This is a genomic window from Cupriavidus basilensis OR16 (genome assembly GCF_000243095.1).
GTDB lineage: Bacteria > Pseudomonadota > Gammaproteobacteria > Burkholderiales > Burkholderiaceae > Cupriavidus > Cupriavidus basilensis_D.
In genome coordinates this window covers 204,408-217,831 of sequence record NZ_AHJE01000044.1, presented here as the reverse complement: position 1 = coordinate 217,831, position 13,424 = coordinate 204,408, and the positions used below count along the sequence as shown (strand labels likewise).

10 protein-coding genes and 1 pseudogene are annotated in these 13,424 nt (G+C 67.2%); 4 read left to right on the top strand and 7 right to left on the bottom strand.

What is annotated here, in order from left to right:
- Positions 1-37 precede the first annotated feature (37 nt).
- Both OR16_RS17215 and OR16_RS17210 read left to right on the top strand, forming a co-directional pair.
- Positions 38-1,012 carry a tripartite tricarboxylate transporter substrate binding protein gene (locus tag OR16_RS17215; protein WP_006159219.1) on the top strand — a complete coding sequence of 325 codons (975 nt, stop codon included), beginning with the start codon at positions 38-40 and terminating at the stop codon, positions 1,010-1,012.
- Positions 1,013-1,046: 34 nt separating this feature from the next.
- Positions 1,047-1,565, top strand: a complete 519-nt coding sequence (locus OR16_RS17210) for a MaoC family dehydratase (protein ID WP_006159218.1) — start codon at positions 1,047-1,049, stop codon at positions 1,563-1,565.
- 122 nt (positions 1,566-1,687) lie between these two features.
- On the opposite strand, the gene OR16_RS17205 is transcribed toward OR16_RS17210, so the two are convergent.
- The 3 genes from OR16_RS17205 to OR16_RS17195 all read right to left on the bottom strand — a co-directional run bounded on the left by OR16_RS17205 (position 1,688) and on the right by OR16_RS17195 (position 5,370).
- Entirely contained in the window at positions 1,688-2,650 is a 963-nt protein-coding gene (locus OR16_RS17205) for a Bug family tripartite tricarboxylate transporter substrate binding protein (protein ID WP_006159217.1), read from the bottom strand.
- A gap of 125 nt (positions 2,651-2,775) precedes the next feature.
- Complete coding sequence (locus OR16_RS17200) at positions 2,776-4,323, bottom strand: class I adenylate-forming enzyme family protein (RefSeq protein WP_006159216.1); 1,548 nt, start codon at positions 4,321-4,323, stop codon at positions 2,776-2,778.
- A 66-nt stretch (positions 4,324-4,389) separates the two neighbouring features.
- The gene (locus tag OR16_RS17195; protein ID WP_006159215.1) at positions 4,390-5,370 is read right to left on the bottom strand and encodes a tripartite tricarboxylate transporter substrate binding protein; all 981 of its coding nucleotides are present in this window, start codon (positions 5,368-5,370) and stop codon (positions 4,390-4,392) included.
- A 278-nt stretch (positions 5,371-5,648) separates the two neighbouring features.
- Here OR16_RS17195 and OR16_RS17190 point away from each other — a divergent pair, with 278 nt between their 5' ends.
- Together OR16_RS17190 and OR16_RS17185 are read left to right on the top strand one after the other, a co-directional pair.
- Entirely contained in the window at positions 5,649-6,857 is a 1,209-nt protein-coding gene (locus OR16_RS17190; protein WP_006159214.1) for an acyl-CoA dehydrogenase family protein, read from the top strand.
- A gap of 25 nt (positions 6,858-6,882) precedes the next feature.
- Positions 6,883-8,010, top strand: coding sequence for an acyl-CoA dehydrogenase family protein (locus tag OR16_RS17185; RefSeq protein ID WP_006159213.1), 1,128 nt, complete (start codon positions 6,883-6,885; stop codon positions 8,008-8,010).
- 362 nt (positions 8,011-8,372) lie between these two features.
- Here OR16_RS17185 and OR16_RS17180 read toward each other — a convergent pair.
- The 4 genes and pseudogenes from OR16_RS17180 to OR16_RS17165 all read right to left on the bottom strand — a co-directional run bounded on the left by OR16_RS17180 (position 8,373) and on the right by OR16_RS17165 (position 13,423).
- Positions 8,373-9,909, bottom strand: a pseudogene (locus OR16_RS17180) (acetolactate synthase large subunit).
- Positions 9,910-10,030: 121 nt separating this feature from the next.
- Positions 10,031-10,843: a GntR family transcriptional regulator gene (locus tag OR16_RS17175; protein WP_006159211.1), complete on the bottom strand. Its 813-nt coding sequence runs from the start codon at positions 10,841-10,843 to the stop codon at positions 10,031-10,033.
- Positions 10,844-11,049: 206 nt separating this feature from the next.
- The gene (locus OR16_RS17170; protein WP_081488801.1) at positions 11,050-12,063 is read right to left on the bottom strand and encodes a VirK/YbjX family protein; all 1,014 of its coding nucleotides are present in this window, start codon (positions 12,061-12,063) and stop codon (positions 11,050-11,052) included.
- A gap of 382 nt (positions 12,064-12,445) precedes the next feature.
- Positions 12,446-13,423 carry an MFS transporter gene (locus tag OR16_RS17165; protein ID WP_237717090.1) on the bottom strand — a complete coding sequence of 326 codons (978 nt, stop codon included), beginning with the start codon at positions 13,421-13,423 and terminating at the stop codon, positions 12,446-12,448.
- Position 13,424: the final 1 nt, after the last annotated feature.

Genomic DNA, 13,424 nt, shown 5'->3' with positions numbered 1-13,424 from the left:
AAGGGATTGAAGGAAATAGCACAATTGGAGACTTCCGATGCATGCAGTCCGCTCACCATGGCGCGTAGCTAGCGCCGCTATCGTTCTAGCCTGCGCCACGCTCGCCCAGGCGCAGTCCGCTCCCACCTATCCCACCCGCCCGGTCACGCTGATCGTGCCCTATGCGCCGGGCGGCACCACCGATGTGGTGGTGCGTCAGTTTGCCGTGGCCTTGCAGAAAGCCCTCGGCCAGACCGTGGTGGTGGAAAACAAGCCGGGCGTGGCCGGCACCATGGGCGCGATCGTCCTGCGGCAAGCCAAGCCGGACGGCTACACGCTGTCGATGATGCCGGTGACCGTGTTCCGCCAGCCCTTCATCCAGAAGACCGCCTTTGACCCGGCACGCGATTTCACCTACCTGTCGCGCATCACCGGCTATACCTTCGGCGTAGTGGTGCCGGCCAATTCCCCGTGGAAGCACTGGAGCGATTTCCTGCGCGATGCGCGCGCCAGGCCGGGCAGCGTGAGCTACGGCTCGCCGGGCCAGTACAGCTCGCCGCACATCACCATGATCGAGCTGGTGACCAAGGAAAACCTCACCGTCAACCACGTGCCCTTCAAGGGCGATGCCGACTGCCTGAACTCCCTGTTGGGCAACCATGTGCAACTGTGCGCGGCCGGCAGCTCCGCCGGCACGCTGGTCGATGCGGGCAAATTGCGCTGGCTCAACCTGTGGACGGCGCAACGCTCCCCGCACTGGCCCGACGCGCCCACGCTGCGCGAGCTCGGCTACGACATCGTCTCGAACTCGCCCTACGGCGTGGCCGGGCCCAAGGGCATGGACCCCAAGGTCGTCGCCATCCTGCAGGACGCGTTGCGGCGCGCCGCGGAAGATCCCCAGCATCTTGCCGCACTCAAGCGGCAGGACCAGGACCTGATGTACCTGGACAGCGCCGGCTACACCCGCTTTGCCATGCAGCAGATCGCGTATGAAAAGGCGCTGGTGGAGCGGCTGGGCATCAAGGCGGACTGACCCTGCGCCCCCCCCAACCCGGAATTGCCAATCGATGACCATCAAGCCCTCCCTGTCCAGCCCCGAAGCCGCCACCACCTTCGACCCCCGTAGCCACCGCATGTGCGAGCAGCGTTATTTCGAGGATTTCGCGCCAGGTGAGCGCTTCGTGCTGCCCTCGCGCACCATGACCGAGGCGCTGTTCGCCGCCTTCCAGCTTGCCAGCGGCGACAACCATCCGGTGCACTACGATGTCGAGTACTGCCGCGCCCACGGCATGCCGCACATGCTGGCGCATGGCTACCAGGTGCTGATCCAGACCGCGGCGGGCGCCGGCCTGTTTCCGCATATGGTGGAGGCGTCGCTGAAGGGCTTTCTTGACCAGAGCAGCCGCTTCCTGCATCCCGTCTACGTGGGCGACACGTTGTACGCTGCGCTGGAGGTCACCGAGCTGGCGCCTAACCGCACAACGGGGGTGCTGACCTTGCGCTCGACGGTGCACAACCAGCACGGCGTGCTGGTGCTCGATGGTGAGCAGCGCTACCTGCTGCGCAAGCGTGTGCCGGCGGGTTGAGCGGCACCGTTTTCAAATGCGCATACCGGCTCGCCCGCCTTTGGCGTCGCCCCATCAAGACAAACGCGCCCCGCATGCGGGGCGCGTTCTTGTTCGAACGATGCTGCGCGCTCGGCGCGGCTTCAATCCACCTGGATATTGGCTGTCTTCACCACGCCGCCCCACAACTTCAGCTCGCGCTGGATGCGGTCGGCCAGCGGCTTCGGGCCGGTGATGTTGAGGTCGTAGCCGCCCTGGGTCATGCGCTGCTGAAAGGCAGGATCGTCGCCGATCGACTTTTGCGCCTTGACCAGCTTGTCCACCACGTCGGCTGGCAGCTTCTGCGGGCCGATCAGTGCGTACCAGCCAGTCAGGTCATAGTTCTTCATGCCGGACTCGATCATGGTCGGCACGGTCGGCAGCGCCGCATTGCGCGTCTTCGACGTCACTGCCAGCGCGCGTACCTTGCCGCCCTGGATATGCCCGATCGCCGTGCCCGTGATGTCGAACATGAAGGTCACCTTGCCGCCGATCACATCGGCCATCGCCGGCGAATTACCCTTGTACGGCACGTGCAGCATCTTCACCCCGCCCATCTGCGCGAGCAGCTCGGCGGACAAATGGTTGGACGCGCCCACACCGGCCGAGCCGAAGCTGACGCCTTCCGGATGCTTGCGCGCATACTCGACCAGCTCGTTGACGTCCTTGGCGGGGAAATCCTTGTTGATCAGCAGCACGTTGGTGTAATCGGTGATCAGGCCGATATAGGAGAAGTCCTTGGTGGGATTGAAGTTCACCGACTTCTGGATCAGCGGCGTCATGGTCATGGTGGGGCTGGCCACGAAGTACAGTGTGTAGCCGTCCGGGGCCGCCTTGGCGGTCAGGTCCGCCGCAATCGCGCCGCTGGCGCCCGCGCGGTTGTCCACCACCACCGGCTGCTTGAGCGTGCGGCCCAGGTAGTCGGCGTAGATGCGCGCGGCCGTGTCGACCGGGCCGCCGGGCGCGTAGCCCACGATCAGTTTCACGGGGCGTGCGGGGTAGTTGTCCGCCATCGCCGTACCCTGCACCAGGGCCAGCAGCATGCCGGCCATCATCCATCGCTTCATCTGTCTCCTCCTTTTTGTATTTCCTGCCAGCGCCCGGGCGTGCCGTGGCGCTGGTTGCGAGAACGCTTCGACCCGCGGCGAAGCGCTGGCGGCGGCACGTTCATGGAATCGGCCGCCGCCGGGGGTTATGCCGCTACGGCGGCGCCGTCCAGCATGGCGCGCAGCGGCTGCTTCAACAGCTTGCCGCTGGCGGTGGTGGGAATGGTCTCGATCACGCGGATCTGCGCGGGCCGCTTGTATGGCGCCAGGCTGTCCCGCAGGTAGGCCTCCAGGGCGGCGCTGTCCAGCGCCGCGCCCGGCTGCGTTTCGATAAAGGCCACGACTTCTTCGTTGCCATCGGCGGCAGCGCGCCCGACCACGGCGGACTGGCGCACGCCGGGGAAGGCGTTGATGACCGATTCCACCTCGATCGGGTAGACATTGAAGCCCGAGCGGATGATCAGGTCCTTGGAGCGGCCCACGATAAACAAGGCGCCGTCTTCACCCAGGAAGCCGAGATCGCCGGTGTTGAGCCAGCCGCCCGGCAACAGCGCCTCGGCCGTCTGCTCGGCGTTGCGGAAGTAGCCGCGCATCACGCCCGGGCCGCGCACACGGATCTGGCCGCGTTCGCCCACGGGCATCGGCTCGCCCGCCTCACTGGTGATACGGATCTCCACGCCCTCGACGATGTAGCCGGCCGAGCAATCGGCGCGGGGCGCATCCATGCGCGTGATGAACAGCGAGCCCGCGTACTCCGTGATGCCGTAGCCATGATGCAGCGGCTGGCCGAACCACGCCTCGGTGTCGCGCTTGAGCGTGGGGTCGAGCGGCGCGCCGCCGGTGTAGAGATAGCGCAGGCGGGGAAACGCCGTGGCGCCGGTGACACCCTGCGCAGACTCCCGCGCCACCGCCATGATGCGCGTGAACATGGTGGGCACGCCTTGCAGCATGGTGACGCCGGGGGATTCCAGCGCGGCAAATACGTCCGCCGCATCGAAGCGCGGCCGCATCACCAGGCTGGCGCCCGCGTACAGCGTGGCCATCAGCACGGTGGCGATGCCGAAGATATGCGACAGCGGCAGCGCGCCGTAGGCGATGTCGGCGGGCCCGAGATTGCGCGAGGCCGCCGAGATCCGCGCGAAGATGGTCAGGCCGGCGTGCGGCACCATCACGCCCTTGGGCGCGCCGGTGGTGCCGGAGGTATAGATCAGCGTGGCCACGTCCCGCGCCTCGGCGGCGCTCACGCGCGGCGGCGCCTCCTGGGCACGCAAGCTGGCGAAGCCGGAATCGAGTGCCACGCAATCGGTGGGCTGCGCGCCGAGCCGTTTCGCGTGCGCCGCGGCTACGTCGGAGACATGGTTGGTGAAGAACGTCAGCAAGGGTTGCGCATGCGCGCGGATGCCGTCGATCTCGCGGGGCGACAGCCGCGCATTGACCTGGATCGGCCAGGCGTGCAGCGCACTGCAGGCGAACAGCATCACCACCATCTCGGCGCAGTTCTCGCCCACCACCATCACGCGGTCGCCCTGCCCTACGCCCTGCGCGGCCAGCCAGTCGCGGGTGGCGGTGATGCGCTGCCACAGCGTGCCGTAGCTGAGCACGCCGCTGGCCTCATACAGGCAAGGCGCCTGGGGCGATTGCTCGGCCCAGTGCCGGGGGATGTCGTGGATGAACTCGGGGCGAAAAGAAGACATGATGCTGGCAGGTGATGAGGTTGGAACCGGACGGGCTTTTCTTTGCAACGCCAGGGAAGGACGAACTCACTGATCCAGATGGATGTTCGCTGACTTGATCAGGCCGTCCCACTTCTGGTACTGGGTGCGCATATAGGTGCCGAACTGCGCCGGGGTCGAAGGAAAGGGCACCGTGCCCTGGCTTGCCAGCCGCGCCGCCAGCTCGGGCTGCGCGAGCGAGGCCACGATCTCGGCGTTGAGGCGTTCGACGATGGCCGGCGGCGTATTGGCCGGCGCCACGACGCCGAACCAGGCCGTCAGCTCATAGCCAGGCACACCGGCGGCGGCCAGCGGCGGCACGCCGGGCAACTGTTCGGATGCCTTGGCGGTGGTCACGGCCAGCGCGCGCACGCGGCCGTCGCGCACGTACGGCAACGCAGTGGAAACGCTGTCGAACATCATGGTCAGGCGCCCCCCGATCAGGTCGGTCATGGCCGGGGCGTTGCCCTTGTTCGGCACGTGGTCGATGCGCACGCCCGCCATGTGGGTGAAGAGCTCGCCGGCCAGGTGCGACGATGAGCCGTTGCCAAAGGAGCCGTAGGTCAACTTGCCGGGCTCGCGCCGTGCGAGCGCCAGCAGCTCGGCCACGTTACGGGCCGGGACGGAAGGATGGACCACCAGCACGTTGGGCAGGTAGGCCACCGAGGCCACCGGCGCGAAATCCTTGAGCGGGTCGTAGCCCGGCTTGTCGTACAGGCTCTTGTTGACGGCCAGCGAGCCAAAGGTGCCGAACAGCAAGGTGTAGCCATCGGCCGGCGCACGCGCCACCGCCACGGCGGCGATGTTGCCGCCCGCGCCGGGCCGGTTCTCGATCACAACCGACTGGCCGAGCCGCACGGATAGTGCATGGCTGACCTCACGCGCAAGCAGGTCGGTGGCGCCACCCGGCGGGAAGGGCACCACCAGCCGGACGGGCTTGTCCGGATAGGCGGCGAAAGCGCTTGCCGTGGCCGCCAGCCAGCCGCACAGGGCGAGCCATCGGGTGCAACGTGTGGTCCAGCGGGACATCGCCTGTCTCCTCGGCGTGAATTGTTTTGTGCTGCGATGCAACTGCGCCAGTGTGGGGCAGGCGGCAACGGCGTGCCATTTGGATTTGGCTAAGGCCGTGTTCTGCCCGGCATGTGCGCTTGCAGGCGGCAGGCTTGCGGTGTCCATCGGTTCGCAAGCGCGAAAGGACGGCTTTGTCATTGCGGAAGAAGCGAATGCCCCGCCACCCATAGAATCCTTGCAACGACTCAAACAGCCGGCCGGCCGCGGCCAGCCTTCCCAACCGAGGGGACAAACAGATGGACCTGCGTTTCAGCGCGGCGGAACAAGCGTTCCGCGAAGAAGTTCGGAGTTTCGTGCAGGCCAGCCTGCCCGCGGATATCCGCGACAAGGTGCTGGCTCACCAGCGCGTGGAGAAGGATGACTACGTGCGCTGGCACCGCATCCTGCACGCGCGCGGCTGGGGCGCGCCTACCTGGCCCACGGAATGGGGCGGCACGGGCTGGAACGCGCTGCAGCGCCTGATCTTCGAGATCGAGGCGTTCCGTGCGGGCGCGCCGCGCATGCTGCCCTTCGGCCTGACCATGATCGGCCCGGTGCTGATGAAGTACGCCAGCCAGGAGCACAAGGAACGCTTCCTGCCGCGCATCCCCACGGTGGAAGATTTTTGGTGCCAAGGCTACTCCGAGCCCGGTTCCGGCTCCGACCTGGCCTCGCTCAAGACACGCGCCGTGCGCCAGGGTGACCGCTATATCGTCAACGGCCAGAAGACCTGGACGACAATGGCGCACTTCGCCGACTGGATCTTCTGCCTGGTGCGCACCGACAGCGAGTCCAAGCCGCAGGAAGGCATCTCGATGCTGCTGATCGACATGAAGACGCCGGGCGTGACGGTGCGCCCGATCGTCACGCTCGACGGCGGCCACGACGTCAACGAGGTGTGGTTCGAGGATGTGGAAGTGCCGGTGGGCAACCTGCTGGGCGAGGAGAACCGCGGCTGGACCTATGCCAAGTACCTGCTTGGCCACGAGCGCACCGGCATCGCCGGCATCGGCCACTGCAACCGCGAGCTGCGCCAGCTCAAGCACTACGCCGCGCAAGCCACCGACGGCGCCGGCCGCCCGCTGATCGACGACGTGCGCATGCGCGACAAGATCGCCCGCATCGAGATGGACATCATGGCGCTGGAAATGCTGCTGCTGCGCGTAGCCACGCAGGACGCCGGCCGTGGCCCGGGCCCGGAAGCCTCTATCGTCAAGATCCGTGGCTCCGAGATCCAGCAGGACCTCGCCATGCTGCAGATGGAAGTGGCCGGCCCCAATGCCTGGCCATACTCCCCGCGCTGGCTCGAAGCCGGCGAAGCGCCGCCAGCCGACGCACCGCTGCACGCCCCGGCCTGGGCCGCGCCCGCCGCGTCCACGTACTTCGACATGCGCAAGACATCGATCTACGGCGGCACCACCGAAGTACAGAAGAACATCATCTCCAAGATGATCCTCGGTTTCTGAGAGCATTGACGGAACAAGCACAGCCATGGACTTCAACTACAGCGAAGAACAGCAGATGCTGGCGGACAGCCTGCGCCGCTTCATCGATACCGAATACACCTTCGAGAAACGCCGCAAGAGCGCCCGCGGCGGCGGCAGCTTCAACCGCGCCACCTGGGCGCAGCTAGCCGAAATGGGCGTGCTCGGCCTGACCGTGCCCGGCGAATTCGGCGGATTCGGCGAAAGCGCCGCCAGCCAGCTGGTGGTGCAGCGCGAACTGGGCCGCGGCCTGGTGCTGGAACCTGTCACGCCCACCGCCGTGATGGCCACCGCCGTGCTGAGCGCCTACGGCAGCGCCACCCAGAAAAACGATTGGCTGCCCGCCATCGCCGCCGGCGAACGCGTGGTCACCCTCGCCTACCTGGAACCCACCACCCGCTACCGCCCCGAGACCGCGCGCGCCAGCGCCGAGCGCAAGGGCGACGGCTACGTCCTCAACGGCAACAAGAGCCTGGCCTGGCACGGCGAAGCCGCCGATGCTTTCCTGCTCAGCGCCCGCGTCAGCGGCAGCAACGAGCTAGCCCTGTTCCTGGTACCCGGCAACGCGGCCGGGCTCACCGTGCGCGGCTATCCCGCCATGGACAGCCTGCGCGCCGCCGACCTCACCCTCCAGGGTGTCACCGTGGACGCCAGCGCCATGATCGGCAACGCAGCCGACGGCCTGCCGGCCCTGCTCCACGGCATCGACCACGGCATCGCCGCGCTATGCGCCGAAGCCGCCGGCGCCATGGAAAAACTGATCGAGATCACCGCCGAATACCTGCGCACGCGACAGCAGTTCAGCAAGCCGCTGGCCGTATTCCAGGCGCTGCAGCACCGGATGGCCGACATGCTCGTGCAAAAGGAACTGGCGCTATCGATGGCCTATGTGGCCGCCCAGGCGCTGGACGAAACCGACCCCGCCCAACGCCGCCGCATGCTCAGCGCCGCCAAGGTCACGGTAGCCAAGGCCGGCCGCTTCGTCGGTCAGCAAGCCGTGCAGCTGCACGGCGGGATGGGCATGACGGACGAACTGGCGGTTGGGGACTACTTCAAGCGGCTGACGATGATCGACCCGTTGCTGGGTGACAGTGATTTTCATGTGCAGCGGTATGGCGAGGTAATGGCGGCGTAAGCCCGGGCCGGGCAAACCAGCGGGAGAATTGGAACATCAACCCCGTGTAGCCGTGTTTCCCGCCCCCAGGCGGGAAACACAACGGAACCAGTGGGATCAAAACACCATTCGGCTTAGCCGTTATTTGCGCCCCCGGGCGCAAATAACCCGAGCGCGATGCGCAGCGAGCCGTCTGCCTTTCCTCTCCCGTTATGGGGCGCCTCGTCGTCGGGCGAAAAGAGCGGAAACGAGGAGGCCATGTTTGAGTATCGCCTTAAGGCGATGCGAGTTTGGCCTCCGGCCGCTCTTTTCGTCCGGCGACGAGGGGTTGCCCTTGACGTTAAGCAGTTGCAGTTGCAGCTGCCATTAACCTACATCCCCCCTCAAATCACCAACTCAATAACAAACGGCCCCCGCCTGACATTAGCCATGCTGAACAACTCAGCAAACCGCTCCATGTCCTCAGCCCGCGCAGCCTCCACCCCCATCCCGTTAGCCAGCTGTACCCAGTCAAGATCGGGATTGCCGATATCCAGCATATCCAGCGCGGTCTTGCCCGGATTGGCCCCGACCCCAGCCAGCTCACCCAGCAAAATCGCATACTTCCGGTTCGCCAGGATCACCACGGTAACGTCAAGCTTCTCCCGCGCCATCGTCCACAGCGATTGCAGCGTGTACATGCCGGAGCCATCGGCCTGCAACGCGACAACACGGCGCCCCGGCGCGGCAACAGCCGCGCCAGTGGCAAGCGGCAACCCATCGCCGATGGCACCGCCGGTGAGTTGCAACCAGTCATGCGGCGCGGCATGCACGGTACCCGGGTAGAAGGCACGGCCAAAGCTCACGCTCTCTTCCACCACGATGGCCTGCTCGGGCAGCAGTGCGGTCAGCGTCTGCGCGACCGCCTCGGAGGTCACCGCGCCCTTGGCGATCCCTCGCGAAGCGACTGAAGCCGGCACCGACACCATGGGTGCGCCCAGCTCGTCGGCCAGGCGCGCCAGCGCTTCGGCCAGGTCTTGTTCCGGACGGGCCAGCACATGGATTTCAGCATCTTCCGGATACGGGCGCGGCGACTTGCCCGGGTAGGCGAAGAATGTCACCGGCGGCGGCGCGCCCACCAGGATGATGTTGCGGATGCCCGCCAGCTTGTCGCGCGCCACGTCGCCGGAATAAGGCACCCGATCCACGTTGAAGCGGCCGCGGCCGCGCGACACGCGCGCGTTGGACATCGGCGTGATCAGGCGCGCATCGGTGGCGGCGGCGATGCGGTGCGCATCGGCCAGCGGCGCTTCGCGCAGCGCGGTGCCGGCCAGCACGATCAGCGTGGGCTGGCCCGAGCGCAGCACGCGCGCGGCCTGCTGGATGGCGTCGGGCGAGACCTTGGGCACGGGCAGCGGCGCCAGCGGCACGCCCACCTTGCCACCTGCGTCCCAGCAGACATCCGAGGGCAGGATCAGGCTGGCGACCCCGCGGGGGCGCGCACGCGGCCTGCACCGCCGTGGCGGCGTCGGCGCCGACCGACGCGGCATCCGTGGCGGTGCGGGTCCAGACCGAGACGGGGCGCGCCCAGCCTTCGGTGTCGGCCGTCAGCGGCGCGTCGAACGGACGGTGGTAAGTGGCCTGGTCGCCCACGATGTTGATCACCGGCGTCTGCGCGCGGCGCGCATTGTGCAGGTTGGCCAGGCCATTGGCCAGGCCCGGGCCGCAATGCAGCAGCGTGGCCGCCGGCTTGTCGGCCATGCGCGCGTAGCCGTCGGCCGCCCCGGTCACCACGCCTTCGAACAGGCCCAGCACGCAACGCATGCCCGGGATACGGTCGAGCGCGGCCACGAAGTGCATCTCGCTGGTGCCGGGGTTGGCAAAGCAGGTGTCCACGCCGCAAGCCAGCAGGGTCTTGACCAGGCTCTCGGCGCCGTTCATCTCGCCCTGCCCGTTGTCTCCATGGCTGGCAGGGGCTCCTGGGTTGCGGTCGGTATTCGGCATCTTGTTCTTTTCCATTTGGCGCGTTGGGGGATGGGTTCGGGGATGGGTTCGGGTTGGGCTAGTCAGGACTGCGTGAGCGGCGTGCCGGGGTGGCGCCCGCGCCGTGCGCGAGCAGGTCGAAATCCAGGCATACGAACTCGCTCGGGAACTCGATGCGCGCGTAATAGACGATCACGCCATCGACACAGGCGTAGCGCCGCAACTCGGCCACCGGCGCGCCAACGGGCAAAGCCAGCCGAGCGGCCGATTCCGCGCCCGCCGCGATGATCGACAAGCGCTGCCTGGCGGCCGTGACTTTCAGTTGGGGGAAACGGTCGAGCACCGGCACCGAGGGCCCGTGGCGGAACGCTTCCGGCTCACGGGCAAACACGCTGGCCTCGATATAGACCTCGCCCAGCGCGAACGGGCGCTGCTCGATCCGGTGCAGGCGCCGCAGGAAGTGATAGCCCGGCGCGCGCGCCGCGGCGCAAGGCATGCCTAGCTCGTCCGGCAGAGTCACGGTGCCGTCGGACTCGGACAGCGCCTCGGTATCGAGTTGCTCGCCGATCGCCACCACCTGGTCCCAGCTCACCGGCAGCATCATGGCGCGGCGCTCGCGGCAGCCTGCCTTGACGAACGTACCGCGCCCGCGCTCGCGGGTCAGCAGGCCTTCTTCGTCGAGCATGGAGAGCGCGTGATGCATGGTCATGCGCGCCACGCCGAATTCGCGGCAAAGCTGCTCGAGCGACGGAATGCGCGCACCCTGGCGCCACTCGCCGCTCTCGATATGGCGGCGGAAGATCGTGGCGAGCTGGAGGTAGACCGGCTGGCGGCTGCGGGACAGGAGATCGCTGGAGGCGGGCAAGGCGGTGAAAGCTGGATTGGGCATCATCGGCGGGAGCCACGCAGCGACTGCGAGAACTGACGGGGTGCCGGCGTGTCATCGCCGGCTGGAAGTGGCTTACTTTAATAAGGTCTATAAACCTAGACTACTAGGGTTTACTGCAATCCCGGCGCGAAAAAAAGCGCGGGCCGAAGCCCGCGCTTTTTTGTGCGCCGCCATGGCGGCCTGCCGCCGCCCTCCCTTCGCCGCCCTCCTTAAGCCGCGAGCGGCTCCGCGCCGGCCGGCGCAATGACTTGCATCAGGGCAGGCGCGGGGGTTGTTGCATGCGGCACGGCGGGCGCCGCGAACCACTCGCGCACGGCCGCATGGATCGCCTCTACCTGGGCCAGCTTGCGGCGGTACGCCGAGCGCTTCTTGGACGGCAGCTCCATCACATCGCGGCGCGGCTGGTTGACCGGCATCTCGACATTGCCGCAAGGCATTGGCTGGCCGGCGGACTCCATCCAGAAGCCCTCGTAGTCGCTGCGGATCTCGCGCGGGGTGTAGCGTTGGCGCCCAACGTGATTTTTCTTGCTGACACCCACGATACGCTGCACCCCAAGCGCGGCGGCAAAGCCGAGCAGGGCCTCCATCACCGCGTCCTTGGGACGCAAGCCTTCGCACGCCTTGGTGGATTCGCGGATCAGGTCGCGGCTGTTCTCACCCATGGGGCCTTGCAGGCCCCCGACGAAAATCTCCGTGCCGCCTTTGCCTTGCGCCAGGTAGAAGCTGAGCTGGCTCAGGCAGACGCCGCTGGCCGTATCCAGCCAATAGAAGGCCAGTTCGCCCTCCTTGGGGTTCGGGCCGGAATCCGCCAGGCGCAGCGTATAGCGGCCGTCGCCCATCGCCCACGCGAGCCCGCCGCCCACGTAGACGCGTTCGCTCAGCGCCAGCGGCACCAGCGTGCTCATGGCCCGGTAGTGCTCCAGCACCGTGCGCATGCGCTCGCGAAAGCTCAGGCCAAATGCGCCCAGCGGACGATACGGACGCTCGAGCAGTGAGGGCTTGGCCATGGCCACGCGCTGCATCAGCGCGCAGGAGTCCACCGCCTGCAGCCAGCTGCGCACCGCGGCAAAGCGGAATGCAGAGCGGCAAATCAACTTGAAACGCTTGAAAATCCATCGTTTGCCGCCCGGCGGGTAGCAAAACGCCGACAACGCCGTGAGCGTCGCCAGATAGCGAAAATAGAAAAATGGCCCGAGATCGTAAAATAATCCCCTGCCACTCATCCCCGACAGCCATTGAAGGCTCGAGATTGGTCCTTGCACCACTTGACGCTCCCCTGTTCCCGATGCAGCAAAGCCGGTACCCGGTCTTGTGGTGCTGCGCTTACGTTCAGAACCTCCGCGCCCACCACGACGGTGGCAGGTTGGCGGCCAGGCTTGGCCTGGATCACACGGCACGCACGGCGGCGTGGGGGGCCGCCGGGCTAGTTGTTTCCACCGCGTAATATTTGGTAACGAATAGTAATACGTCCGGTTGACAGGAAATACAGTCATTTGCCCCGGAACGCAAAAAAAAGTACTGGCTGAAGTACGGGAGCATCGATGGACCAGGTCGCCGCGCGAAAAAAAAGCGCTGGACGCGCTCTTTGCCCCAGGCGATCCGGGATCAGTGCCGCGGCACGCCTGCGAGCCGCCGCTGCGTTGCGAAGTACAGGCCAGCCATTGCCGGCAAGCCGAAGCCGATCCAGCTGGTGAGCGTCCAGCCGCCCAGGGCGAAGGCCCATGCCCCGACGGCCGAAGCCACCGCGCCGCCGGTGAAGAAAATGGCCATGAACAGCCCGTTCAGGCGGCTGCGATAGGCCGCGCCCAGCGCAAAGATGGCGCGCTGGCCCACGACCAGGTTGGCCGCCACGCCAAAATCCAGCGCGATGGCGGCAATCGTCAGCGCCGCCAGGGCCAGGGGCGAGCCGGGCGTGCCGGCCTGGCCCAGCACAAACGAGCCGGCAGCCAGCAACATGGCGAACATCGTCATGCCCTGGCCATGGCCGCGATCGGCCTGGCGCCCGGCGATGGGCGCGGCCACCGCGCCCGCCACGCCGGCCAGCGCGAACAGCGCGATGCCCTTCTGGCTCAGGCCGAACTCAGGGCCGGCCAGCCACAGGGGCACGGTGGTCCAGAACAGGCTGAATGCCCCGAACATGCACGCCTGGTAGGCCGCCCGCCGGCGCAGCACGGGCTGCGCGCACAGCAACCGCCACATGGACGCGAGCAGCGCGCCATAGCGCACCGCGGGCGCCGGGCGGCGATCCGGCAGCAACCGCATGAGCACGGCGGCGAGCAGCGCCATGCCCACGGCCGAGCCCGCGAAGATGGCATGCCAGCCCCACAGGTCGGCAACCAGGCTTGCGACCGGGCGGGCCAGCATGATGCCCAGCATCAGGCCGCTCATGACGTTGCCGACGACACGCCCGCGCGCGTGCTCAGGCGCGAGGTGCGCGGCAAACGGCACCAGGACCTGCGCCGCCACCGAGCTCAGCCCGACGATCAGCCCGCAGGCGGTGGCCAGCAGCAGGGTCATCCAGCTTGCGCCGCCCACCGGGCTCGCTTGCGCTTGCGGCGCGCAGTCCGCTCTTGTCGTCATCATT

What these genes read in the sequence shown, in the direction of transcription:
- OR16_RS17215 (WP_006159219.1), top strand. Translation starts at nt 38, where the DNA reads ATGCATGCAGTCCGCTCACCATGGCGCGTAGCTAGCGCCGCTATCGTT.
- OR16_RS17210 (WP_006159218.1), top strand. Translation starts at nt 1,047, where the DNA reads ATGACCATCAAGCCCTCCCTGTCCAGCCCCGAAGCCGCCACCACCTTC.
- OR16_RS17205 (WP_006159217.1), bottom strand. Translation starts at nt 2,650, where the DNA reads ATGAAGCGATGGATGATGGCCGGCATGCTGCTGGCCCTGGTGCAGGGT.
- OR16_RS17200 (WP_006159216.1), bottom strand. Translation starts at nt 4,323, where the DNA reads ATGTCTTCTTTTCGCCCCGAGTTCATCCACGACATCCCCCGGCACTGG.
- OR16_RS17195 (WP_006159215.1), bottom strand. Translation starts at nt 5,370, where the DNA reads ATGTCCCGCTGGACCACACGTTGCACCCGATGGCTCGCCCTGTGCGGC.
- OR16_RS17190 (WP_006159214.1), top strand. Translation starts at nt 5,649, where the DNA reads ATGGACCTGCGTTTCAGCGCGGCGGAACAAGCGTTCCGCGAAGAAGTT.
- OR16_RS17185 (WP_006159213.1), top strand. Translation starts at nt 6,883, where the DNA reads ATGGACTTCAACTACAGCGAAGAACAGCAGATGCTGGCGGACAGCCTG.
- OR16_RS17175 (WP_006159211.1), bottom strand. Translation starts at nt 10,843, where the DNA reads ATGATGCCCAATCCAGCTTTCACCGCCTTGCCCGCCTCCAGCGATCTC.
- OR16_RS17170 (WP_081488801.1), bottom strand. Translation starts at nt 12,063, where the DNA reads ATGAGTGGCAGGGGATTATTTTACGATCTCGGGCCATTTTTCTATTTT.
- OR16_RS17165 (WP_237717090.1), bottom strand. Translation starts at nt 13,423, where the DNA reads ATGATGACGACAAGAGCGGACTGCGCGCCGCAAGCGCAAGCGAGCCCG.